Source organism: Marinobacter sp. B-12 (genome assembly GCF_056857915.1).
Map to the genome: position 1 here is coordinate 181499 of NZ_JBSXOB010000059.1, position 22612 is coordinate 204110.

The window sequence follows — 22612 nt, forward strand, 5'->3', positions numbered from 1 at the left end:
ATTACCGGAAATCTACGCCCTAACTCGATTATTGTCAACAATCCTGGATTACCTGGCTGCTTTATTGTTGACAGAGAGGCAGCCATCACCGCCCGGAGGCGACGCTAATAGAGCGTGCGCTCGTCCTTGGGAGGCGGCGTGTACTGGTACAACCAGGTTTCGGTAAGGACCTGATTGCCGAGCTTGAGCTGAAGGCGCAGGTCAATCGGCTCCAGGGAGTCGTCGGGCACCAGGTCAAACATAGCCCGATAGCCACCAATGGAATCCAGTGGTCGTGCAGACGTGATTTCCACCTCCCCGCGGCTGGCCGTTATCACCGGTTCTACCTCAGCATCGTCTCCCACCAGCGGCAGCGCGCCTCCGGCAAAGTCCACGGCAAACCGCCAGGAGAAGTATTCTCTCTCCTGCCCGACAACGCCACCCAATCCCGTACGCGTTGCCTGAACTGTGGCCAGCTCCTCTGGCTCCATCGGCGGCTCGGCTCCCCACGACAGCGTGTAGGAATAGAGATACTCCTGCCCGGGCTCCATGGGCTTCTCGGGGTGCCAGAAGGCGACGATATTGTCGAACGTCTCGTCCTTGGTGGGGATCTCCACCAGCATCACGCTACCCTTGCCCCAGTCATCGTGGGGCGTAACCCAGGTGCTCGGACGCTTCTCGTAGAACACGCCGTCATCCTGATAATTGGCAAAGCCACGGTCGCGCTGCAACAAACCAAACCCACGAGGATTATTGTCAACAAACGTATTTACCCGGATCGAACGAGGGTTGACCAGTGGCCGCCACAGCCATTCGCCCTGCCCGTTCAGGATCGACAGCCCGTCCGAATCGTGAATTTCCGGGCGCCAGTCATAGGCCATGCGGCGATCATTCTCACCGGTCTGGTACATACTGGTCAGTGGCGCGACCCCCACCCGCTGAATGGGTTTTCTCGGGTATAGCGCCGCATCCACGCTCATCACCATGTTCCGTCCTGGGGTCAACGTAAAGGCATAGGCACCGGTCGTGCTGGGTGAATCCAGAAGTGCATAGACCACCATGTTCTGGCTGCCCGGTTTCGGTTTCTCCAGCCAGAAGGCCGAAAACTGCGGGAACTCTTCCCCGCTTTCCAGTGCGGTGTCGATCGCCAGGCCCCTGGCGGAGAGCCCGTATTGCATCTCTGACCCCACCGCCCGGAAGTAGCTCGCGCCGAGGAAGGCGGCCAGATCCCGCCCATAGTCCGTATGGAAGTGAACACGGAAACCGGCATAGCCAAGATCCTCCGGGAGGGTTCCCAAGGGCTGCTCCCCCTCATATCGGAAGTATTCCGGCTTGTACGCCAGCTCCCGGGCCTCGCCATCTTCCACTTCGTGGATGCGCACCGGGGTTTTGAAGTAGAGGCCAAGATGGAAGAGCTGCACCTGGAACGCATTGTCGTCGTTACGCCAAAGCGCTTCTTCGGGGCGAAAGCCGATCGCCTGGTAATCGTCCCAGGACAGATTCTTCAACGAACCGGGCAACTCCCCTTCATGTGACACCCAGGGTTCGCCGGCCAAAGCCCGCGCATGGCCTTTCAGCCACGCGTAACTGAATGGCTTGGCCTCACCAACCTCGCCCGCCACGCTGGAACCACTGTACATCAATGCCGAGAGGGGCAATGCCTGGGCTCCTGCCAGACTGACGAAGGTTTTGATCAGTGTGCGTCTGTCCATGTCATGCTCCCGTCTTAGGTTGAGGCTCTTTACTCTTGAGGCTTTGTCTTGCCCAAACTGGATATTCGCCGCCCCCAGAAACTGTCTGGTGAGGAACGCCAGGCAAGCCGGTGCAGTTCCGCCAACGCTGTACGGTCACGAAACACTTGGCTGAGTTCGTTCCGGGACAGCGAGTCCGGCCCTTTGTCGGCGAGTCGTCGTACCAATGGCGCCAGCAACTCAGCCCTTCTGGGATGGCGTTCAGCGCGCGCCAGGGCCAGATGAAGCTGATTCAGGCTCGGCCGGATCACGGCGGCCTCCACAGCGGTAATCACCGTGACCTCATCATCCAGGGCCCTCGCGCTTCTGGCGTCGTTCAATACCGCGACCGGCGTAAGCTCTTCCGGAATCACCAAAAGCCCTTTCTTTCTGAACGCCCGGCCCAGCCCTACACGGCTGAGCACCACCGATGTCGGGGCCGCCAACACAAGTGGCACTGCGACGGGCAAGGACCAGAGGAAAAACATGGGGTCCAGACTCCAGGCGAAGGCGGACCAGCCTGCCCCCACGAGCATGCCGGGAAACTGGGTCAGAAAAGCGTCCCGCCATGTCGTTTCTTCTGTGCGATTTTGTCCTGCCCAGGACAAAGAGACGTTGAGAAGAGCCCCAAGGACATATCGGCTGTGGGCCATCATCCGGACCGGAGCCAGCAGGACGGAGACGACGATTTCCAGCAACACACTGAGAAACAGCCGCCAGACGCCTCCGAAGCCCCGCACAAGGCCGTGGATTACAGCATCAAAGATGGCCAGGAACTTTGGCAGGAACAGCAGCGACAGGGTGCTCAACGCAAGCCCGATAGCCCATTCCGGGCGCCATTCCGGCCATAGGGGGAATAGACCCTGATGCCCTTCGGGGAAATAATTGATGCTGGCGACCGTCATTTGCACGGCTTCAACGGTCGTCAGAATCAGGAATGCCAACCAGAGCGGCGACGCAAGGTACGCCATGATGCCGTTAAGCAGCGCCATCCGGTGGGCCAGGCGCAACTTCCGCCCGAACAGCAGGATCCAAAGATGCTGGAGGTTTCCTCGGGACCAGCGATTGTCCCGGGAGAGTTCATCCGAAATGGTGGGCGGTGATTCTTCAAAACTGTTTCCAAGCTCAGGCTCAAGCCACACCTCATAACCCGCGCGCCCCATGTAGGCCGCTTCGACAAAGTCGTGACTCATGATTGGCCCGCGAAAAAGCCCGATGCCCCGCAGCTTGCGAAGACCGCAGTGCGTCATAAAGGGCTCAACACGCAGAATGGCGTTGTGGCCCCAGAAGGCAGCGTCTCCCATCTGTATGGCTGCCAGGCCTGTAGCGAATAACGACGAGTAAAGGCGGTTCGCGAATTGCTGCACTCTGGCAAAGAGAGACTCACCGTTGATAATGGTGGGTGCGGTCTGCAGGATACCCACGTTGGGTTCCCGCTCCATCAGTTGCACCATTTTCACGATGGTTCCCGCGCTTAGCAGGCTGTCGGCATCCAGCACAACCATATAACGATAACGGCGGCCCCAACGCCGCAGAAAGTCCGCAACGTTGCCGCTTTTGAAATTGAGATTCACGCGCCGCCGACGATAGAACAGCCGCCCTTCAGCTCCGAGCTCTTCACACAGCCGGTGCCACTCGGCCTGTTCCTGGAGCCAGACGTTCGGGTCCCTGCTGTCGGAGATAATATGAAATTCAAAGCGGTCCAGCTGCCCGGTCCGTTCAATGTCCTGATAGACCGCCTTCAACCCGCTGAGCGTCCATTTCACGGGCTCGTGGTAGATCGGCATAACGATGGCGGTTTTGGCCAGCGCCGTGTTTTCCAGTTCCGACTCTGGATGGCGTTTGAGAAGGCTGTGACGATCGCCACCTATCAGCCTGAGTACGAAACCAAACACGGCCGTCCAGAATCCCACTGCAATCCACATATAAAGAAGGATAAAAAGCGCAAGCAGGCCGAGCTCTACCCATGTTCCGCCGTGATACGGCAGAATCCAGAGCAAGAAGTAACTGGCAACAATGGTTTGCCCAACCACAAACAATGTCAGGAAAAAGCGACGGACAGTGGCGGTGCGGCGCCAGGTTCCCGAACGCTCATGGGGGGCTTCATTAACGACCTCAGTCATGGGGGTAGTACCCCAGGTGGCCGCGCATCAGGGGCGGAATGGGCGCCGGGATCTCCATTCCCGGCAGGTTGAAGTAGTCCGGCACAAGCTCAATACACCGGGCGGGCAAATCCAGCCCACCACCGTCCTTCATGGCGCTATCAACCAAACGCAGCACCTGTCGACACGTTTCCGCGTCCAACTCCACGCCATCGTCGCGCAGATAAGTCATGACCCTCTCGATCGCCTGCTGGCATACGGTTTCCGGCATGAACAAATCTCCGCTCTATTGCTTCTCTACAAGCCCGGAATCCGGGTTTATAGAATAGGTCCAGGTCTCGGTCAGTGGCTCGTTATCGAGCAGGAGTTGTCCACGGAGGACCGGGGCCTTTTCACTGACGGGGCGAACCAGCATCGACAGGCGCCAGGTGCCATCCGCCTCAACGTATTCAACAAAATGCTCTATGATCTCAACGGCTTCGCTGTTTCCGCTCCCTTCATTGACCTCACTGACGATGGCAGCATTGGGTTTAAGATCGTCCAGCGGCCCTCCCGCAAAATCAACAATGATTCGGTAGGCACCCTCTTCCGTGCCGCCTCCGGGGCGATTGCCATCTCCGACAAACGTTTGTACTGCGCGCCCGGTGCTCTGCCCCGATACGTCCTCGTCACCGAAATGAAGGCTGTAGGCAAGCGCCCGGTGGTCACCCTGCTTTACCGGCTCCTTCGGCTTCCAGAAGGCAACGATGTTGTCGTTGGTTTCCGCGTTGGTGGGAATTTCAACCAGTACAACCTCGCCGTTCGACCACCCCTGTCTTGGCGCAACCCATGCGCTGGGACGTTTATCATATCGGGCCTCGGCATCCTCAAACTGGTCAAACCGGGTGTCCCGCTGCATCAACCCGAAGCCAGCCAGGCGATCAACCTGAAGGTAGCTGAGCCGGAGGCGAGATGGATTTGTCAGAGGTCGCCACAACCATTCGCCCGCGCCCTGGTCATGAATCAGAAGTCCGCTTGAGTCGTGCACCTGAGGCCGCCATTCACCGCGTGGTCTGGCGGTATTCTCACCGTAGTAGAACATGGAGGTCAGCGGCGCCAGGCCTGGCTGATCCACCGGATTGCGGTAGAACAACTCAGCGGTGACATCGATACGTGTGGTCGAGCCGGGCTGAATATCGAAACGGTACGCGCCGGCTACGCTAGGACCATCCAATAGGCCATAAACCCGCATACGGTCACTGCCACCTCCCGGCCGCTCAAGCCAGAATTCAACAAACGATGGCACTTCCTCCCCGGAAGGCAGCCCGGTGTCAATTGCGATACCACGCGCCGACAAGCCAAAGTGATTATCGGCACCCACACCCCGAAAATAGCTTGCGCCTGCAAAGACCAGGAACTGGTTTTGTTCCTCACCACTGCCCATCGGGTACGTGAGCTTAAAACCTGAATATCCCAGATCTGCGGGAACCCTTTTGGCAAGCTCCGGGTCCGGGAAGCTGAAGCCGGATTTATCAAACGGAATGGGTTTGACGCCGTCGGCATCCACCTCATTCAGCTTGACCGTGTGGGTGTAATAACTCCCCGGCGGGACCATCATCACCTGGAATCGGGAGTTTCCCTCGCGCCAAAGACTGGCTTGCGGATTGAAGCGGATGGATTGGTAATCCCGGTAGCTCAGGTTCCTGAGAAACCCGGGCACCGCGGGTGGCGACTGATACTCACCTTCAGCCCTTGCTTTGGCCTTTTCCACTATCTCCCTGAACTCAAGCGCCCCCGCCGCATGGGCGTAGAGCAGCCCCGGCAATACCAGGCCGATCAGCCATCGTTTCCCTGAATGCATGTAGGTCCCACCTCAAAAAATGTCCATCGACTTTTTAATGTAGCACCTGCGACCCGCGCCGTCTCAAGTGACATCTTTGTAAGGCAGGTTGGCGAGGGGGGCCAGAGAGCCATCAGAGAGGAGTTAGAGAGAAATTAGAAAGAAATTAGAGAGAAATCAGATACCCATGGTGAGAGAGAACCGAACGTCCGGGCGTTCGGGCATCGTCATGGCCATAGTGGAGGCACGAATCATACGGCCGACGCTGACATTGGCCGTGAACGCACGGCCCTCGAATTTCAATGAAACCTGGCCAGCACTGGCCCGGCCGTGGCGGTCGGACTGGGTTTCGGAGTACGGAACCCAGCCGTGCAACACCGCAAAATTCACGCTGGAAAGTACACCGTCCATAAATGGCATCTGCCACGAGGGGCTGGCAGTATCCAGGCGCAACCAGCCACCCTGAACAACCGACACGGATTGGCCGTTAAAACCGGCAATCATGGAGGGACCGGCCACGGTCAGATACTCCGACACCGGAAGATCTTCATCAGCGAACTGGTAACGGCCGTGAATCCGCCAGCGCCACCGATAGAGCTCCTGTTCCAGCGAAGCGGACATGGCCACTTTGTAGAATGCGTCTTCGCGCCCGACATCTTCCTTCAACCGGTAATCGGTCGAACTGTACTCGCGACCACTCACCGCCTGAAGACCAGTGTTGGCCTGCACACCCCAAAGCTCATGACCGCCCTTTGCCTTGACGCCAACTGAGGACAGCTCGTAGCGGCTCTCTGATACCAGGCTACCCTTCTCCAGAGCGCGGCTGTCCCGCCCGGTATGGCGGGCAATACCATCAAACGCCAGACCAAATCCTGAAAACAGCGGACGACTGGCCCCGACGCCTACAACACTGGATTCGCCGCTGGCGTTGTAGCGCCTGTCACCACTAGTAATGGCACGGCTGTAGTATGAACTCCCGGTTTCCACAGTGACTTGGTTGGCTCCGGCGGGAAAGCGGTACCGAAACGACGTAGCATTGACGTCTGAGCGGTTTTTGTGGGACCGCGCATCGCGATAGCGAAACCCAATAGCATCGCTGCTGCCGACAAGACTGTCGGCAGATACGCCAATGTCGCCATTCATTCCGTCGCTGTTCAGGGAGGTTTTTCCGGAAAATTTCAATCGGGATCTAAGCCAGTGTTCACGCTCATCGCGAAACGCATTCACGCTGCCCGCGAAGTTATCGGCATAGGGTTTCCAACCATTACGCAACCACGCCCCCGATGATTCAGCGTACAAGGGCTGGCTGAGAACGCACAACAACAGTGCGAACAACAGAGAATGTCTCAATGTTTCTGATCCTGCCAGTGAGCGCCGGCCGCCTGTCGAGATGAGTGCCGGTTATTCTTAAAATATCGTCACTGCGGAATGTATTGCATTAAAGCCCTTAAATCCATCGCCGGTTGCTAAAATTTACAAAGTTAATCTTCATCTAAAACAGATGATTACGAACGTCTCTGAAAGTTTTTTCTATATATTTCAACAAGCGGCAGCTATTGATAACTGGTGCCAGTTATTACCAAATTCTACATTTCGCTACCAAGACCTCCATTTGGATCACTAACTTGGTTACACTTGGCACAATTCGTGAGTCAGCCTACACGGACGACTGACCTCAAACAGGCCGTGACCGAAACGAAATAAGGACGAACGTTATGATCAAGAAGTGTCTCTTCCCTGTTGCCGGCTACGGCACTCGCTTCCTGCCTGCCACCAAGGCCATGCCCAAGGAAATCCTGCCCATTGTGAACAAGCCCCTTGTTCAATACGGTGTGGAGGAAGCCGCAGAAGCGGGGGTTCACGAGTTCGGTTTCGTTACCGGTCGTGGCAAAAGGGCCATCGAGGATCACTTCGACATCAGCTATGAGCTGGAGCACCAGATTGCCGGTTCGGGCAAGGAAGATCTTTTAACGTCGATCCGGGAGCTGATCGACAACAACTCTTTCGCCTTTACCCGTCAGAATGAAATGAAAGGGCTCGGTCACGCCATCCTCACCGGTCGCAATCTGGTCGGCGACAACCCCTTCGCGGTCGTACTGGCGGATGACTTCTGTGTGGCTGATGGCGCCGGAGAAGGCGTACTCGCCCAGATGGTCAAACTTTACAATCAGTTTCGCTGTTCCATCGTGGCCATTGAAGAAGTGCCTGAGGATGAGACCCATAAGTACGGTGTGATCGCGGGTGAGTCCATGAAAGACGGGCTCTATCGCATCACCGACATGGTCGAGAAACCCGCCCCGGAAAAGGCCCCCAGTAATCTGGCAATCATCGGCCGTTACATTCTCACGCCGGACATCTTCGACATCATCGAGCGCACGCCGCCCGGCAAGAACGGTGAAGTTCAGATTACGGATGCACTACTGGAGCAGGCAAAAAACGGTTGCGTGCTGGCGTACAAATTCAAGGGCCGTCGGTTCGACTGCGGCAGCATTGACGGATTTGTGGATGCCACCAACTACGTTTACGAGAACATATACAAAAAAGGCAAATAGACGCCTACTTGCCGAGAATCTGCAGAATCATGCGCCGGTTTTCGCCGGAGGTTTTCCGGAACCGGCGCAGCAGTTCCATTTCTTCTTCTGAAAGTTGAATCCGGCTGATTTCCTGCTCGAGTTCTTTCAAGGCCGTTGACAGATCATCGCCCTGGCTGAACGCCAGGCCCGGCAACTCCAGTTGGCCCGTGTCCCCGGCGTCGTCCAGGTCCAGAAGGTCTTCCAGTGGGGTTTCCGTCTTCAGGCAAAAGTCCAGTAACTCGGTGACACCCGGCCATGCCCGCTGCCTCGCGTCCGTTGATTCCCAACTCACCACCCGTGCCTCGTCCACTCCGCACATTTCCGCCACATCCCCACACGACAACTGCCCGGCTTCCCGAATCTGCCGCAGGCGGCGGTTAAAGGTTTGCAGGTACCGCATAGGAGTGTTCTCTGCCGAGGTTAATCTTATGGCCTGATGGCACTTTCGGTGAATCAAGCCGGAAATGTAACGTACATATAGCTTTACACACAATCTACCTATAATGAATCCATTAGCAACGGAAATAACTCGGTATGGCGGCAAAAGCACTGGATAAAAACACCGCGTGGGAGCTGGTTCTGGACGCAGTGAACCGTAGCAATGTGACGCTCTCATTGCCGGGCAGTGACAAGCCAGCACTGGATATTGGCCTGAACGGCGAATGGGCACTGCGGCTGCCAGCGGACCTCGACGCACGCAACCTGCTGTCGGTTTTCCTGCCTCTGTGCTGCCCGGTTGCCCCGGGTGCACGATCACGGGTTGTGGGCCAGATGGGGCAGAGCCTGGACGGACGTATTGCCACGGTGACTGGCGCCTCCAAGTTCATCAATGGCGAGGGTGGCATTACCCACCTGCACCGTCTGCGGGCGGTGTCAGAAGCGGTCATTGTCGGTGCAGGAACCGCCTCCACCGACAACCCCAGGCTGACAGTCCGCAAGACGTCCGGCATCAATCCTGTGCGGGTGGTGATTGATCGCAACCATCGGGTACCGGACAGCCATCATCTGTTCAGCGACGAAGCATCCCCCACGCTCCGTCTCGTTGCTGGCGACTACCATGCTGGCGATAAGCTGGCCCCCCGCCACGGCGTAACGGATGTACCCTGCCTCGGACAGGATGACACCACGGACCCTGCCCATATACTCGAGGTTCTCGCAGACTTTGGCCTTCGCAAGATTTTTGTGGAGGGTGGCGGGCTTACCGTGTCTGAATTCCTGAATGCGGACCTGCTCGACCGGTTGCATGTCATGGTCGCCCCGATGATCATCGGCAGTGGACGCCCGGCGTTTTCACTGCCGGAAATCAAGAAACTCGACAGCGCCCTGCGCCCGAAGGCCCAAATGGTGGATTTGGGCACTGACATGCTGTTTGATTTGGATTTCAGCCGTTCGACTGTCGACGAGTGAACACGAACAACACGCCCGGAAGACTGGACAACAGAACCGCCAACCCATAGCCAACACTGAGTGCAACGCCCTGCTCTGCCGGCAGCCCGGCCATGGGCCAGAGCAATGCCGCAGCGCCCTCCCGCACCCCCCAGCCTGCGACGGTCACAGGAATGGCCATGACCAGCAGCAGAAGGCTGCACAGAGACGTCAGGACCAACGCGATGTGGGGGTCAGTCCAATAACCCGCGCCCAGAGCCAACAGTGAGAATACGGCCAGGTAACTGGCTACCACACCGGCGGATGACACCACCTGGATACCAAGGGCCGGCCACTCCAACAGGGCTTTGCGTAAGTCCCGCCGCAGCGCATGGACATAATTCTTCGCACGCTGCCAAAGGCTCGCAACAAGTACCGCTATCGCCACCAGGCCGGCCAGCAACAACAGCGTCCGTTCGCCGTATTCCGCGAGGGCTTCAAGCACTCCGTATCGGTACCAGGCAAGCCAACCACCCAGGCCGAGCACCACCGCTATCATGACCAACTGGCCGGACAGCCTCTCGATCATAACGGCATGAACGGACGCAAGACGGGCACCGGAGTCGAGACTGTGACGCCAGGCCCGATTAACATCTCCCAACACGCCACCGGGAAGCACCTGGTTCAGGAAGGTCGCAAGGTAGTATTCCCGCACAGCAACGGCCATGGGCAACACCAGACCAAGTTGCCGGGCGGTGTAACACCAGCGCCAGGCCGAAAGCACCACCTGTGCAACGGATACCACCATGGCTGCCAATAACGCCAGTAATGAGAACCGCACCAGTTCCCGACCAAGCACAGTCAGGTCCAGGAAGTAGCCCGTGGTCAATAACAACAACAGGGTGAAACCCCAGCGCAGGTAACGGGTTTGGGGCAGGCGTCGCACGTCAGGCAACGCCTTTTCTGGCTGGCCGGGCAAACAGGTCTTCATGCTCCACACGGATTGACAGGCGCTGCTCATCAGCTTGCTTCAGGCGTAAGCCAAACCAGCGCTCGGCCCGCTGGCGCTCGCCCGGCGACTGCTGCATTACCGCATCCCGCCAGCCCTCGAGCAAGGCACCCTGAAGCGCACCTTGACCAGGCGCCAGATGCCATGGGCTTGCGGCAACAGACACCTGATAGTCGCGCAATTCCAGTTGTTGCTTGAGGTAATTCGTAGCCGATGGCCCGAGCGCGGCGCCAGTCCCCTTGTCATTGTGCTGGTGTTCGTTGACGGTCTTGCGTATCCAGTGGTCATCCTGGTCTGCTGGCGACAGCTCGAAATCACCCGCGTAACTCAGAACGATAAACACGCCGGCATTATGTCTGGCGGCGGCTATCGACAATGCCTCCAGCCAGTCTTCCGACATCAGGTCAATCAGGGCTGAAGCTGTGACCAGTCGCGTGCCATCCGGAATCTGCCCGGCGAGCCGCGAGGCACTCAAATGACAGGCATGGGTTTCCAGAGGAACGTCCAGGTATTCCAAGCTCTCTCTGGCGAGGTCGAGCAGGTGTTCGTCCTGGTCCAGTAGCACCCAGCACTGGGGCACCGTCATGGTCGGCACAAGGTAGCGGGCGTTGGAGCCGGTCCCCGTACCCAGGTCCACCACGAGCAGTGGCAGTGCGTGACGACCACTCAGGGCGCGCGGGTGACAGTAGTCCTGTTCCGCCCAAGCCAGCACCTCAGAGAGCAGCCTCTTGTTACGAGCTCGGTGATCTGCCGGCTCACGCAGTGCCAGCCAGCCACTGTCGAAGGTGGTGGGGTCCGGTGGCGGCAGCAGAGCTTCCAGTGCCCGCTGGAACGCAACGGCAGTGCTCTGCCAGCTACGTAGGGAGCAAGACGCCTGTCGTGCCTGAGTGGCCGCCTCGCCAAGAGCGACGGGATCTGATAGCCAGTCTTCCAGGCAGGCCCGCAGCTCTGCCACATCACCGGCCGGATACTGCCGGACGCCAGGCCGCAGGCCTGTGGTGGAAAGGGCACCCCCATCGGTAGTGATCACCGGCAACCCAGCGGCAATCGCCTCATCGATCACCATTCCGTAACCTTCATAAACGGACGGCAGCACGAATACATCGGCTTTACGATAGGCGCTGGCAAGCTCGGTGTCGTCCAGCTCTCCCGCAAGACTGATCCGATGTTCAAGCCCCAGGCTCACGATGATGCCGCGAAGCTCGTGGGCATAGTGCTCGTCGCGATCCAATGAACCTGCCAGGGTGCAGTGCCATGAATAGTCCCGGAGGTCGCTTAATGCGTCAACCAGATGATGCTGAGCCTTGCGTGGCGACAGGTGGGCAACGCAAAGCAGATGAATCGTGCGACCCCGCGCCTTTGATGGCCGGGTTTCAGCGCCGATACCCGCAATGGTGTCGGCGCCCGGCTCAACCACGCGGATGGCGGTGGCCGGTACGCTGTAGTCGTTCAGGCGTTGCGCGGTGTGGGCACTCGTCGTGATTACCCCGGCCACCTTCGAAAGCGCCCGACGCTCTACCCGGAAAAGCCAATCCTGCAACTCTTGCGTCAGCCCCGTTTCATCCGCCAGGGCATGGTGAACCAGCGACACAACCCGCAGGCGGGATGCATGGTTACCGACCACGTCCGGAAGCCCGCCCATGGCCAGCCCGTCAAGCACCACGACCGAATCATCCGCGAGGTTGGCAAGCATACTGTTCATAGTTGCCTCCGCCACACGGTCTGGCACCGGGAAGCTGCCACAGAGTCCGGCAACGACGGCATCCACGCCGTTGTTCCTAAGCCCTGCGACAACCCGCTGAACGTAACGGTAACCGCCGGTTTTCTGCTCCGGATCTCCCGGAACGACAAACAACACCGACGTTAATGGCTCAAAGTTTGCCATGATAGCTGGCCCAGGCAATATGGGATTCGCCAAGGGTAACCTTTATCGAACACAGGCCTTTGCCGGTTTCACCCAACCGACCCTGGCGGATTGCCGCTACCAGTCGGTCGAACACGGTCATCGCCATAAATTCGGTGGTGGTATTGCGACCGGCAAATTCCTCGATATCGTCCAGGTTCTTCATGTTGAACTCGGCAATCACCGACGACAACACCTCGGACGCCAGACCGATATCGACGATCAGATCGTCGCGGTCGAGGGCTTCCCGCTCGAAGGAGACATCGACCACGTAGGTGGCGCCATGCAGGCCCTGGGCTGGGCCGAAGATGTCGCCGTTGAAGCTGTGAGCGATCATCATGTGGTCTCTGACGGTAAGGCTGAACATGCGTTGTGAGTCCTCGATGCAAGTTTAAAGGGGTCAGGTGTCTGGGTATAGAATGCGGTGGCAGAGAGTGTCGGAGGCCATTCCATCTGCCCTGTTTCCGGCAAGTGCCGGCATAACCTCCGGAAGCGATTCGAAGGTGGTTTCGCTGCTGATCAGACAGTCAAGGACATCATCCCGCAACAGCTCCAGGGCCAGCGCCATTCGATCCCGGTGACGCCATCGTGGTCGCTGTTCGGGGTGAAGGTTACCAACCTGGCTCGACCGTATCGTCAGCCGGCGGGAATGGAATGCCCGACCCAGGGATACCGGCACTGGCTGCTCGCCGTACCAGCTCATTTCAATAATTCGCGCTTCCTGTCCCGCCAGCGCAAGAGCGGTTTCAAGACCTTTTGGGTGGCCGCTGGCATGGATGACCAAGTCATGATCGTCCTGTTGGCACTGGGTCTGGAAATTCAGCCCCAAGGAGTTCGCAACCACCTTACGCTGTGGATTGGTATCCACGGCGGTAACACGGGTACCCGGTATGCGGTTGGCTAACCAGGCAACCAGCAGACCAACGACGCCAAGGCCCACCACTGCGATTCGCTCCCCCACTCGTGGTGAGGCATCCCAAAGGCCGTTGACCGCGGTTTCCATGTTGGCGGCCAGCACTGCCCTGGATTCCGGAAGGCCGGGTGGAAGAGGTACAACGGCGAACGCGGGAACCTGATAGTGGTCCTGATGAGGAAACAGGCAGAAAACCGACTGGCCAGCCAGGGTCTCAGGACCTGAAATAACACGGCCGACGCTGGCATAACCATATTTGACCGGGAAGGGAAAATCGCCCTCCTGGAACGGGGCACGCATCGAATCGTATTCCGACGGTGGCACGCGGCCGTTGAAGACCAACGACTCGGTTCCACGACTGACACCGGAGTATAGCGCCCGCACGGACACCGCTGTCCTGTCAGCGTCGGCCGCCGAACAATGATCGTAGGTTGCTGGGAGAATGGCCCCTTCCCCGGGCCCGGTCACCCAAAATGCGTTTGTCATATCGTCTGTTTCCTTACAGCGCACGTAACTCACTATAGTACACGCAGGCTATAGTACACCCGGCCTTGCCGGCTATAGTGCATAAGGGCGCATCGATGTTTTCAATAGAGCCCCGTTTTGACCCGATGCACGCCATTCATACGCTGGGGTTTAATGATGGATTCCCACACTCACACGTTCCGCCTGCCACTGGCCGCTGACCTTGTTTGGTCCGGCGCCCTGACGGCGGTTATGGTGGCCGCCGCTGGAACCAGTTTCCACCCCCCTGTCAGCTTTTACGCGCTCGCCGTGTTGCTTTGCCTGGCAATTGCAGTGCCTGTCATTCGATTCTGGCCCGCAGAACAGGACTTCGGCTGGGCCAACCGGGCAACCCTGGTACGCGCCTCCCTCGTCATACTCCTCACCAGCCTGGCGCCGTTCACTTCCGAGTTAGGGAACTGGCTGTGGTTGTACGGGTCATTGTGTTTACTGGCGTTGATTCTTGACGGCGTGGATGGCGCCGTCGCCCGGGCCACCCGCTCAGCAACAGCGTTCGGTGCCCGATTCGACATGGAACTGGATGCGCTGTTCATCCTCGGGCTTTGTGTTGCAGTCCTGGCACAGGGCAAAGCCGGCTCATGGGTTCTGGCGTTGGGGCTGATGCGTTACGCGTTCGTTGCCGCTGGCCACTGGTTCCGTTTTATGGAGAGACCACTACCCGACAGTTTTCGACGCAAAACCGTCTGCGTATGGCAGATAGTCACCCTGATGATTGCCATACTGCCCATTACGCCAACCGGTTTCGCAACCGCCACACTCGCTATCGCGCTGGTACTGCTCTGTTATTCATTTTTTACAGACCTGCGCTGGCTTTATCAAACAGGGAGAAAGGCATGAAAACGCTACTATCCATCGCCGCACTGACCGCTTCGCTGGCAGTGGCCGCCCCGGTTGCTGTGGCCGAGCCGGAAATCTACGTTATCGATGATGAGCATTTCTCGATGTCGTTTGAGGTGAACCACATCGGCTATGCCCCGGTGATGGGCATGTTCCGAACACCGGCATTGTGACCGGTGACCTGACCCTGCTGGGCAAAACCCGCCCGGTGGGTAATGACGTTCGCCTCAGGTTCGGCCTGGAAGCCGTGAAAGAGTCCGGCTGGCTATGAGGTAGTGTGAACGGCATCACACCCTGAACACATTCTGTTACACATTCGAGCCATTTTTTTGCGCGAAGTCAGTTTGGCCCGTTATGTTAATACAACAACAAAAATAATGGTGCTCGCACCATAGAATGCCTCCAACAAGGATCCAAAGATGCCACCGCGGTTGCTCTTGGCCCTAACGCTCATTGTGTCCGGCGCCGTCGGCCTGGGATATTTCCTGTCGGCTGACAATCCTTTCCGGTTCTCCTGGATAGCTGGCGAAAGCGAGCGCGAGAGCCTACCTCGTTCCGGAACAGACAACACCCAGCCAAAGCCAGTGCCGATACAACCGCCAACGACGGAAAAGCAGGAACCTTCCGGTAACGCGGTTGGCTTCATGTTGGCCAGTGCCGCGTCCCAGTACAGCCAGAACATCCGTTACCCGACCTACTCCATTCCAATCTCAGAAGACCTGGCCAGTGCCTACTCCGGCAACCGTTTCGACCCTGTGGAGTTGCCACTGGACGGAGGCGGACAATTCACCGTCACGCTTGAGAAATACCGGTTCGTACAGGAAGAAGACATTCTGGTGGCGGCCAGCATCACCGGCTCCCAGGTGGTGGGGCCAAGCCTGGACGTTACCCTGGAATCACCCGAGTCTCGCCAGGCGCTTGCCAGCGCGACTCTCAAGAACGAGTCCGGCGCCCCCTACTATGAGGGCGTCATTGAGGCCGATGCGGAACCTGGCGAGTACCGTTTGATCGTTGAGGCAACCATTGATGGCAAACCCGTGCGTCACGCTTCAACCCTGACCATTGAGCCCGACCTGGGAGAATTTGACGGCCTGGGTGACCCCAGGGTGGCCAACAATGATCTGATCATACCGGTTCATTTCGACACCAAAGAACCCGGTTTCTATGCCCTCTCCGCCCAGCTTTACCACAACGGCCGCGCACTCGCGCAGTTGCAGGTGGAAAAGCGACTCGACGGAACCACCGACACTCTGGAGCTCAAAGCTCATGGCTCGGTGCTCGCCCATCGTAAAATCACCGGTAAGCTGGAACTGCGCAACCTGCAGATCCGGCGCCTGCCTACCTCGCCCGGCGACCGCACCGACTACGGTTTTGGCCCCGAAGATGGCTACTCTTTCTCACCACCGGACCTGGACGGTTTAACCGACAGCCCGGCCGGCGACCCCGAATCAGAGCATCGTGCTGCCCTCCTGCAAAGGCTGGCAGACAAGTTCTGATACAACAATAAAACAAAGACGGAGTGTTTTATGAAAACAAGAAAGAGAAGTGCCTGTAAGGCCGCACTTGCGGTCGCCATAACCGGCAGTTTGCTTGCCGGAACCGCCCATGCCCAGCTTGCCGGGCACAACGTCATTCTGGTCCACGGCTTCCAACAGGAAGACCTGGCCAACCCGCCGACGGATCTCGACGAGGTGAAAGCCGCCGGTGAAGACTACTGGCGCACCTTCTGGTTGTCCCGTTCCGACGCCCGCATAGACTGGGGCAGCGATGGCCGGGTAGAAGGCAACATTGCCCAGCAGGCTTACCAGCAGATGCGTGAGATCAGCCAACAAGGCCTGTGCAATGACTACTGCATTGTCGTTTCACACTCCACCGGCGATCTGGTGACCCGTTACCTCCTGGAGAATCAGGCCCGCTGGCTGCAATCGGATGGACTACAGCCGCTGAAAATCCTCGCCGCCATTGATTACTCAGGTGCTGGCGGCGGTACTGAGCTGGCCGACCTGGCCCTCAGCATTGCCTACAACGACAGCTGGTACAACTGGCCACTCAAGCAAGCTGTCCGGGCCTTCACCGGTATTACTCCAGAGCCCGGTAAACTGGGGGTCGTCAATGACCTTCAAACCAATACCGCGCGCAACCTGGCAGTCAGCCCGAACAACGTACCCAGGCTACGATTTGTTGCCGGTGGTTCTTCGTACGGGGGCATCACCAAGCCATTCATCGCCGGCACTGACGACGGTGTTGTGCCCACGCATTCTGCCTGTGGCGCTACCACCAGTAATGGTATCGATTCCTGCAGCTCCAGCTTGAGCCTGGCGGGTAAGGTATCGAATCAGGATGGCCCTTCAGACCTCTACTACAACCACTTCCCGATCCTGATGAACGAGGGCGTTTCCCATAGCGGTGTTCTGGGTTCGGAGACCGGAAACATATCAGTCCCTGTCGTGAATGACACCACCCTCAATGGTCTGCGAGTCGATTTTGCCAGCCGCACCTACAACAAGCGGGCATGGTGGCAGTGGTGGGGTTCCGGTGACCGGTATATCGAAGTACCCGGTTCGGACCAGACCGATATGTCGACACTGGTCTACAACACACTCAACAACTAAAACGACCAAGATGGACCCCACCGTCTGAAGGAGTACCAACCGGCTCATGGAAGAGCCATTTTTACCCGCCCGTGATAAACTCCGCCGCTGTCTTTCCAATGCCCATCCACTCTATGGCGGTCGTGAATGCCCCTCTCGAACACTCATAAATCCGACCTTTTACTGGTGGTTGTCACCTTGATGGCAGCCATTAGCTGGATATTTTCCAAGGAAGCCGTATTGCTGATGCCACCGCTGATGTTCATGGCCCTGCGTTTCCTGTTGGCGGGTTCGGTACTGGCGGTCATAGCCTGGCCTTCGCTGACACGGCTAAGCCTGGACCAATTAAGGCGCAGTGCTGGCGTGGGGCTGGTGTTCGGGGTGGCCATGAGCTTCTGGGTGATGGGGCTGTTTCACGTCACCCACATAGGCGAAGGCGCCTTCCTGACGAGCCTTGGCGTGGTCATTGTGCCGGTGATTGCCCGGGTTATCTTTCAGGAAGCGCAACCTATCAGCACCTGGTTTGCGATTCCGGTCGCAGTGAGCGGGCTTGCGCTATTGTCGCTCAAAAACGGATTCCGGCCGGAGATCGGGCAGGTTTTCTTCGTGATCGCTGCCTTTATCTTTGCGCTGTATTTCACCCTCAATACCCGTGCGGCCAACCAGCGCACGGTGATCAACCGCCGGGGAGAATCCGTGGAAAAACACCGCGTCCCCGCCCTGCCCCTCACGACCATTGCGCTGCTCACCGTAGGCACCGTCACCTTAACCGAGTCAGCGCTGCTGGAACCCTGGACCCCGACTATCGAGGATTTCTCCGGCATTCTCGCCGGCTGGGTGATTGCCAGTGCCGTGGTAGGAACGGCAGGCCGCTTCCTGCTGCAGACCTATGCCCAAAGCCTGGCTACCCACAGCCACGGAGTCGTGATCCTGGTCTTGGAGCCGGTATGGGTCGCACTGTTCGCTGCAGGATGGTTCAGTGAATCCATGTCCGCCACACAACTCTCCGGCTGCGGCCTGATATTCCTGGCACTGCTGATCAATCGGTGGGGGGTGCTTAGCAAGACCATAAAAGGCTGGGTCAGAAAGCAGAAAACCGCCTGAAAGAGGTTGACCACGCCCATCGGAATCAGTATATTTCCACCCCGTTGCAGGACGTAGGACCATAGCTCAGTTGGTTAGAGCGCTGCCTTGACATGGCAGAGGTCGGCAGTTCAAATCTGCCTGGTCCTACCATTTTCAATACGTTACGTGTTATCTGCAGCCCCCTTTCTCGATTTTCTTCTCGATACCTTCGAAAACCGCTCACAACAATATTGTCGATACAGTTTGCTCATCGGCTTGTGAACTGACCTCCAATGATCTCACGACTGCATTGTGGTGGCATGGCTACTTGAACGCAGCGCCGCTCCCCGCTTAACCCGAAATGCCTAAAACAATCGGGACGTATACCACCAGGAGCAACACTGCAATCAGGCCAAGCAGGTAAGGAATAATCGCGCGGGTAATGCGTTCAAGCGGCAACTCGGTGACAGAGGATGCAACGTAAAGGTTGATGGCCACGGGAGGCGTAATCATACCGATAGCCAGGCCCACCACAATTATTAATCCGAAGTGAATTGGATCGATTCCGAGCTGGACGACCAGCGGCAGGAGAACCGGGGTCAGAATGATCAGAGCGCTCGCTGTCTCAATGAACACACCGGTGATCAGGATGATACCGACAACGAGCAGCATAATGATGTACGGGTTCGTTGACAGCGATAGGACGGACTCAGCAATCGCACTCGGTACCTGCCAGCTCGACAGTGTCCAGCTCAGAACGGCGGATGTGGCAATGACGAACATAATAACTGCGGTTGTGATGGCTGAACGAATCAATATCCGGTAGATATCCGGCAACTTGAGATCGCGATAAATAAACAACGAGACTAACAGTGCGTAATTGACCGCAACCACTGCCGCTTCGCTGGGCGTAAACACGCCTGAAAAGATACCCCCGAGAATGATGACGGGGGTCATCAGTCCCCAACTCGCACTTTTGAGCGTGCCCCAGATGGTGGCGAGGGATAACGCGGTTCCTCGCGGGTAATTGCGTCGATAACCTTGGGTAATGGCAATAGCCATGAGCCCCAAGCCCATGATGAGACCGGGAATAAAACCGTTCAAAAAAAGCTTGGAAACCGATTGCTGAGCAATGACTGCATAGATAATCATCGGCACTGACGGCGGGATGACCACACCAATAGTGCCACTGGCCGCAATCAAACTGGCTGCCGCCGCCGGGTCATACCCTTTTTTACGAAGCTCTGGCACCAGGCTGGAGCCAACGGCTGCTGTCGTGGCGGCCCCTGAGCCGGATATAGCCGCGAAGAACATGCCTGCCAGTACCGCGACAATAGAAAGACCGCCTTTCAGAAAGCCAAACAGCGAGTCCGCAAAGCTGACCAGTTTCTCGCTCACCTTGCCCTGTGCCATAAGGTCACCGGCAAGGATGAACATCGGCACCGCAACCAGAGCGAAGGAATTGATTCCCTGAAACATCTGCTGGGTAACCACCATCAGTGGCACACCCTGAAAATACAGCGCCGCCATCGTGCTGGCACCTATTGATAAGGCAATAGGTACGCCCATGAGCATGAACAGAAAAAATAGAACGAAGAGTAGGCCCGTCACGATGGAGGGTCGCTTATATCAGAGCCCGCTCTTGCGGTGTCTGGTCCTTCTGAGAGCAGTTCAACCAAATCAACAAATGCGTACCACCCCATCACTACACCACAGACGGGGATAATCGCGTAGACGTATGTCATCGACCAGCCCAGAGAAGCAGAGGTCTGGAAGCTTTGCATCTGCGTGTAGCGATAGCCAACGAGTACCAGCGCAATCATGAAACCAAAAGCAACAGCCACTGCAAGAATGCGTGTCACTTGTCGTAGCCTGCCTGGCAGCGCATCGACGAGAAAGGTAACAGCGATATGTCTGCCGCGTTGAAACGCGAGGGTCGCACCCATAAAGGTAATCCAGACAAGCAGGAACCTCGCCACCTCTTCGGTCCAGCCCACAGCGGTAAAGAACACCCTGGATACGATCTGCAGTGTGATCACGGCGATCAACGCCACCATCGCCGCAAAAACCATGGGCTGCATGATGACATCGATCGCACGCTCAATTTTTTTCAGAATTCCCAACATACCTTCGTCGGGTCCTTTAACTATTGCTGCTGCGATTCACGGATCCGTTCCAGGTAATCGCCAAACTGATCACCATACTTTTCATAAACCGGCGCAACAGCGTCCTGAAACGCTGCGATATCTGGATCTTCTACGATTTCCATTCCCGATGCTCGAAGCTCCGCCAACTGTTCCGACTCCATCTCAGCATTCACGGTGCGCTCATGCTCTGCGGCTTCCTGGGCAGCCTGCTCAATGACCCCTTGTGCGGCTTCCGGCAAGCGGTTCCACACTGGCATCCCCATGACAAATATCGCCGGCGCATAGGTGTGCCGAGACATCGTCATGTAGTCCTGAGTCTCATTGAGCTTGAAGGAATGCACGACGTTGACAGGGTTTTCCTGCCCATCAATCGTCCCTTGCTGCATTGCCGTCAGCGCCTCAGTCCATGCCATGGGAACGGCGTTTGCGCCCAATTCACGGAATGTATCAACGTAAACTGGATTCTCCATGACACGTACTCGCAAACCGTCAATGTCTTCCGGAGTTCTCACCGGCCGCTCACTGTTAGTGAGATTTCGGAAGCCGCGCTCCGCGTATGCAAGACCTTTAAGATTGACTTCACTCAACTTATCCAGCAGTTCCTGGCCAATAGGACCATCAAGTACCCCGTAGGCTTCTTCTGGGGAAGAAAACAGGAAGGGCAGTTCAAATACGGCCATTTCTCCTACGAAATTGGCGACCGGGCCATTGGTTATGACGCCCATATCCACTGTGCCAATTTGCATGCCCTCAAGCAGGGTGCGCTCGTCGCCGAGCGACGCATTGGGATAAATTTCGATAGTCACTGCGCCCTCTGTGCGCTCTCTGACCAGTTCCTGAAACTTAACAGCTGCGGTGTGGAATCCGTCTTGCTCGTTAACCACGTGAGCCAGGCGCAAAGTAACGGGGTCCATGTCCGAAAACTCATCGGCAAACACCGAAGAGGTCAGGCCAATGGCAAGGCCAAGAATTGCGGTACTGTGGGCAAGTTTATTCATTATCGTTTCCCCTTAGTGGTTTTTATTGTGTGTTCACTCCCCGCTACACCGTGTAGAAATTCCTGTACCAGTCCACGAAGTTCGCGATGCCCTCTTCCACTGTCGTGGACGGCTTGTAGCCCACATCGTCAATCAGGTCATCCACATTAGCGTAGGTGGCCGGTACGTCGCCGGGCTGCAGGGGTAGAAGGTTCTTCTCCGCCTTTTTGCCTACACGCTCTTCGATGATCTCGATAAAACGGGACAGTTCCACCGGGTTGTTGCTGCCGATGTTGTAGAGCCGATACGGCGCCTTGCTGGTGCCGGGGTCTGGCTTTTCGCCGCTCCACTGCGGGTTGGGCGTGGCGACGCTGTCCAGGGTCCGGATAACGCCTTCCACGATATCGTCAATGTAGGTGAAGTCGCGCCTGTGGTGCCCATGGTTGAACACGTCAATGGGCTCACCCGCCAGGATCTTCTTGGTAAAGATGAACAGCGCCATATCCGGGCGCCCCCAGGGGCCATACACGGTAAAGAAACGCAGGCCGGTGGTGGGCATGTTGTAGAGGTGGCTGTACGTGTGGGCCATCAGCTCATTGGCTTTCTTGGAGGCCGCGTAAAGGCTCAAGGGGTGGTCCACGTTATCGTGGATGGAGAACGGCATGGTTTCATTGGCACCGTACACCGAGCTGCTGGAGGCGTACACCAGATGCTTCACATCGTTGTGGCGACAACCTTCCAGAATGTTGGTGAAACCCACCAGGTTGGCGTCAATGTAGGCGTGGGGATTCTCCAGCGAGTACCGCACGCCCGCCTGTGCGGCCAGATGAACCACGCGCTCTGGCTTGTGCTCGCGGAACAGGGCCTCCATGGCGGCCCGGTCGGCCACGTCCTTGCGTACCTCGGTGAATCCCGGTTTACAGGTCAGGCGCTCAAGCCGCGCTTCCTTCAGGGTGGGGTCGTAGTAATCGTTGACGTTATCCACGCCAATTACGTCATCACCTCGATCAAGCAGCCGATGCGCCAGATGGGAGCCAATAAAGCCCGCCGTACCTGTAACCAGAATTTTCAACGTGT

The 22612-nt window shown here is 57.5% G+C and carries 21 protein-coding genes and 1 tRNA gene; 8 read left to right on the forward strand and 14 right to left on the reverse strand.

The features are described 5' to 3' along the window. Window positions 1-104: 104 nt before the first annotated feature. The 5 genes from AC13D2_RS14295 to AC13D2_RS14315 all read right to left on the reverse strand — a co-directional run bounded on the left by AC13D2_RS14295 (window position 105) and on the right by AC13D2_RS14315 (window position 6980). Window positions 105-1691: an OpgD/OpgG family glucan biosynthesis protein gene (locus AC13D2_RS14295; RefSeq protein WP_482938830.1), complete on the reverse strand. Its 1587-nt coding sequence runs from the start codon at window positions 1689-1691 to the stop codon at window positions 105-107. Between the two features lie 29 nt (window positions 1692-1720). Beyond that, window positions 1721-3832, reverse strand: coding sequence for a glucans biosynthesis glucosyltransferase MdoH (gene mdoH / locus AC13D2_RS14300; RefSeq protein ID WP_482938831.1), 2112 nt, complete (start codon window positions 3830-3832; stop codon window positions 1721-1723). After that, a complete protein-coding gene (locus tag AC13D2_RS14305; RefSeq protein ID WP_300497591.1) occupies window positions 3825-4082 on the reverse strand; it encodes a hypothetical protein in 258 nt (85 codons plus the stop codon). The genes mdoH and AC13D2_RS14305 overlap by 8 nt, the downstream gene beginning before the upstream one ends. Before the next feature lie 15 nt (window positions 4083-4097). Next, complete coding sequence (locus tag AC13D2_RS14310; RefSeq protein ID WP_482938832.1) at window positions 4098-5651, reverse strand: glucan biosynthesis protein G; 1554 nt, start codon at window positions 5649-5651, stop codon at window positions 4098-4100. 156 nt (window positions 5652-5807) lie between these two features. Next, window positions 5808-6980: a ShlB/FhaC/HecB family hemolysin secretion/activation protein gene (locus tag AC13D2_RS14315; protein ID WP_482938833.1), complete on the reverse strand. Its 1173-nt coding sequence runs from the start codon at window positions 6978-6980 to the stop codon at window positions 5808-5810. Between the two features lie 365 nt (window positions 6981-7345). Here AC13D2_RS14315 and galU point away from each other — a divergent pair, with 365 nt between their 5' ends. Then, window positions 7346-8182, forward strand: a complete 837-nt coding sequence (galU, locus tag AC13D2_RS14320; RefSeq protein ID WP_007152497.1) for a UTP--glucose-1-phosphate uridylyltransferase GalU — start codon at window positions 7346-7348, stop codon at window positions 8180-8182. 4 nt (window positions 8183-8186) lie between these two features. Here galU and AC13D2_RS14325 read toward each other — a convergent pair whose 3' ends face one another. Continuing rightward, window positions 8187-8603: an XRE family transcriptional regulator gene (locus AC13D2_RS14325; protein ID WP_292050262.1), complete on the reverse strand. Its 417-nt coding sequence runs from the start codon at window positions 8601-8603 to the stop codon at window positions 8187-8189. 134 nt (window positions 8604-8737) lie between these two features. Between AC13D2_RS14325 and AC13D2_RS14330 the strand changes: the two genes are divergently transcribed. Further along, window positions 8738-9610 carry a RibD family protein gene (locus tag AC13D2_RS14330; RefSeq protein ID WP_292050261.1) on the forward strand — a complete coding sequence of 291 codons (873 nt, stop codon included), beginning with the start codon at window positions 8738-8740 and terminating at the stop codon, window positions 9608-9610. Here AC13D2_RS14330 and AC13D2_RS14335 read toward each other — a convergent pair. Genes AC13D2_RS14335 through AC13D2_RS14350 form a run of 4 tightly spaced genes read right to left on the reverse strand, consistent with a single transcriptional unit; the run spans window position 9585 to window position 13879 of the window. After that, window positions 9585-10559 (reverse strand): lysylphosphatidylglycerol synthase transmembrane domain-containing protein, encoded by a 975-nt coding sequence (locus AC13D2_RS14335; protein WP_292050260.1) that lies wholly within the window; start codon window positions 10557-10559, stop codon window positions 9585-9587. The genes AC13D2_RS14330 and AC13D2_RS14335 overlap by 26 nt on opposite strands. Continuing rightward, on the reverse strand, window positions 10516-12462 hold the full coding sequence (locus AC13D2_RS14340) for a glycosyltransferase (protein ID WP_292050259.1): 1947 nt from the start codon (window positions 12460-12462) through the stop codon (window positions 10516-10518). The genes AC13D2_RS14335 and AC13D2_RS14340 overlap by 44 nt, the downstream gene beginning before the upstream one ends. Continuing rightward, window positions 12449-12847: a 6-pyruvoyl trahydropterin synthase family protein gene (locus AC13D2_RS14345; RefSeq protein ID WP_482938834.1), complete on the reverse strand. Its 399-nt coding sequence runs from the start codon at window positions 12845-12847 to the stop codon at window positions 12449-12451. Before AC13D2_RS14345 ends, AC13D2_RS14340 begins: the two co-directional genes overlap by 14 nt. 33 nt (window positions 12848-12880) lie before the next feature. Then, the gene (locus tag AC13D2_RS14350; protein ID WP_292050257.1) at window positions 12881-13879 is read right to left on the reverse strand and encodes a zinc-dependent alcohol dehydrogenase; all 999 of its coding nucleotides are present in this window, start codon (window positions 13877-13879) and stop codon (window positions 12881-12883) included. 156 nt (window positions 13880-14035) lie between these two features. Between AC13D2_RS14350 and AC13D2_RS14355 the strand changes: the two genes are divergently transcribed. From AC13D2_RS14355 to AC13D2_RS14380, 6 genes are all read left to right on the forward strand, one after another. Continuing rightward, window positions 14036-14755 carry a CDP-alcohol phosphatidyltransferase family protein gene (locus AC13D2_RS14355; RefSeq protein WP_367187234.1) on the forward strand — a complete coding sequence of 240 codons (720 nt, stop codon included), beginning with the start codon at window positions 14036-14038 and terminating at the stop codon, window positions 14753-14755. Beyond that, a complete protein-coding gene (locus AC13D2_RS14360; protein ID WP_300498284.1) occupies window positions 14752-14928 on the forward strand; it encodes a YceI family protein in 177 nt (58 codons plus the stop codon). Before AC13D2_RS14355 ends, AC13D2_RS14360 begins: the two co-directional genes overlap by 4 nt. A gap of 246 nt (window positions 14929-15174) precedes the next feature. After that, window positions 15175-16251, forward strand: coding sequence for a hypothetical protein (locus tag AC13D2_RS14365; protein WP_292050255.1), 1077 nt, complete (start codon window positions 15175-15177; stop codon window positions 16249-16251). Window positions 16252-16281: 30 nt separating this feature from the next. Next, window positions 16282-17367, forward strand: coding sequence for a hypothetical protein (locus tag AC13D2_RS14370; protein ID WP_421910941.1), 1086 nt, complete (start codon window positions 16282-16284; stop codon window positions 17365-17367). Between the two features lie 126 nt (window positions 17368-17493). Continuing rightward, complete coding sequence (locus tag AC13D2_RS14375; protein WP_482938835.1) at window positions 17494-18450, forward strand: DMT family transporter; 957 nt, start codon at window positions 17494-17496, stop codon at window positions 18448-18450. A gap of 55 nt (window positions 18451-18505) precedes the next feature. Then, a tRNA-Val gene (locus AC13D2_RS14380) sits at window positions 18506-18582 on the forward strand. 180 nt (window positions 18583-18762) lie between these two features. On the opposite strand, the gene AC13D2_RS14385 is transcribed toward AC13D2_RS14380, so the two are convergent. The 4 genes from AC13D2_RS14385 to AC13D2_RS14400 are packed head-to-tail and all read right to left on the reverse strand — an operon-like array spanning window position 18763 to window position 22607. After that, window positions 18763-20022 (reverse strand): TRAP transporter large permease, encoded by a 1260-nt coding sequence (locus AC13D2_RS14385; protein ID WP_482938836.1) that lies wholly within the window; start codon window positions 20020-20022, stop codon window positions 18763-18765. Next, window positions 20019-20537: a TRAP transporter small permease gene (locus AC13D2_RS14390; protein ID WP_292050251.1), complete on the reverse strand. Its 519-nt coding sequence runs from the start codon at window positions 20535-20537 to the stop codon at window positions 20019-20021. The genes AC13D2_RS14385 and AC13D2_RS14390 overlap by 4 nt, the downstream gene beginning before the upstream one ends. Before the next feature lie 20 nt (window positions 20538-20557). Beyond that, a complete protein-coding gene (locus AC13D2_RS14395) occupies window positions 20558-21556 on the reverse strand; it encodes a TRAP transporter substrate-binding protein (protein WP_292050250.1) in 999 nt (332 codons plus the stop codon). A 43-nt stretch (window positions 21557-21599) separates the two neighbouring features. Beyond that, the gene (locus AC13D2_RS14400; protein WP_300498279.1) at window positions 21600-22607 is read right to left on the reverse strand and encodes an NAD-dependent epimerase; all 1008 of its coding nucleotides are present in this window, start codon (window positions 22605-22607) and stop codon (window positions 21600-21602) included. Window positions 22608-22612: the final 5 nt, after the last annotated feature.

Bases quoted from the DNA above. Each gene is read 5' to 3' on its own strand.
- AC13D2_RS14375 (WP_482938835.1), top strand. From the start codon at position 17,494: ATGCCCCTCTCGAACACTCATAAATCCGACCTTTTACTGGTGGTTGTC.
- AC13D2_RS14365 (WP_292050255.1), top strand. From the start codon at position 15,175: ATGCCACCGCGGTTGCTCTTGGCCCTAACGCTCATTGTGTCCGGCGCC.
- AC13D2_RS14370 (WP_421910941.1), top strand. From the start codon at position 16,282: ATGAAAACAAGAAAGAGAAGTGCCTGTAAGGCCGCACTTGCGGTCGCC.
- AC13D2_RS14360 (WP_300498284.1), top strand. From the start codon at position 14,752: ATGAAAACGCTACTATCCATCGCCGCACTGACCGCTTCGCTGGCAGTG.
- AC13D2_RS14350 (WP_292050257.1), bottom strand. From the start codon at position 13,879: ATGACAAACGCATTTTGGGTGACCGGGCCCGGGGAAGGGGCCATTCTC.
- AC13D2_RS14335 (WP_292050260.1), bottom strand. From the start codon at position 10,559: ATGAAGACCTGTTTGCCCGGCCAGCCAGAAAAGGCGTTGCCTGACGTG.
- mdoH (WP_482938831.1), bottom strand. From the start codon at position 3,832: ATGACTGAGGTCGTTAATGAAGCCCCCCATGAGCGTTCGGGAACCTGG.
- galU (WP_007152497.1), top strand. From the start codon at position 7,346: ATGATCAAGAAGTGTCTCTTCCCTGTTGCCGGCTACGGCACTCGCTTC.
- AC13D2_RS14345 (WP_482938834.1), bottom strand. From the start codon at position 12,847: ATGTTCAGCCTTACCGTCAGAGACCACATGATGATCGCTCACAGCTTC.
- AC13D2_RS14330 (WP_292050261.1), top strand. From the start codon at position 8,738: ATGGCGGCAAAAGCACTGGATAAAAACACCGCGTGGGAGCTGGTTCTG.
- AC13D2_RS14310 (WP_482938832.1), bottom strand. From the start codon at position 5,651: ATGCATTCAGGGAAACGATGGCTGATCGGCCTGGTATTGCCGGGGCTG.
- AC13D2_RS14295 (WP_482938830.1), bottom strand. From the start codon at position 1,691: ATGGACAGACGCACACTGATCAAAACCTTCGTCAGTCTGGCAGGAGCC.
- AC13D2_RS14305 (WP_300497591.1), bottom strand. From the start codon at position 4,082: ATGCCGGAAACCGTATGCCAGCAGGCGATCGAGAGGGTCATGACTTAT.
- AC13D2_RS14395 (WP_292050250.1), bottom strand. From the start codon at position 21,556: ATGAATAAACTTGCCCACAGTACCGCAATTCTTGGCCTTGCCATTGGC.
- AC13D2_RS14390 (WP_292050251.1), bottom strand. From the start codon at position 20,537: ATGTTGGGAATTCTGAAAAAAATTGAGCGTGCGATCGATGTCATCATG.
- AC13D2_RS14340 (WP_292050259.1), bottom strand. From the start codon at position 12,462: ATGGCAAACTTTGAGCCATTAACGTCGGTGTTGTTTGTCGTTCCGGGA.
- AC13D2_RS14355 (WP_367187234.1), top strand. From the start codon at position 14,036: ATGGATTCCCACACTCACACGTTCCGCCTGCCACTGGCCGCTGACCTT.
- AC13D2_RS14325 (WP_292050262.1), bottom strand. From the start codon at position 8,603: ATGCGGTACCTGCAAACCTTTAACCGCCGCCTGCGGCAGATTCGGGAA.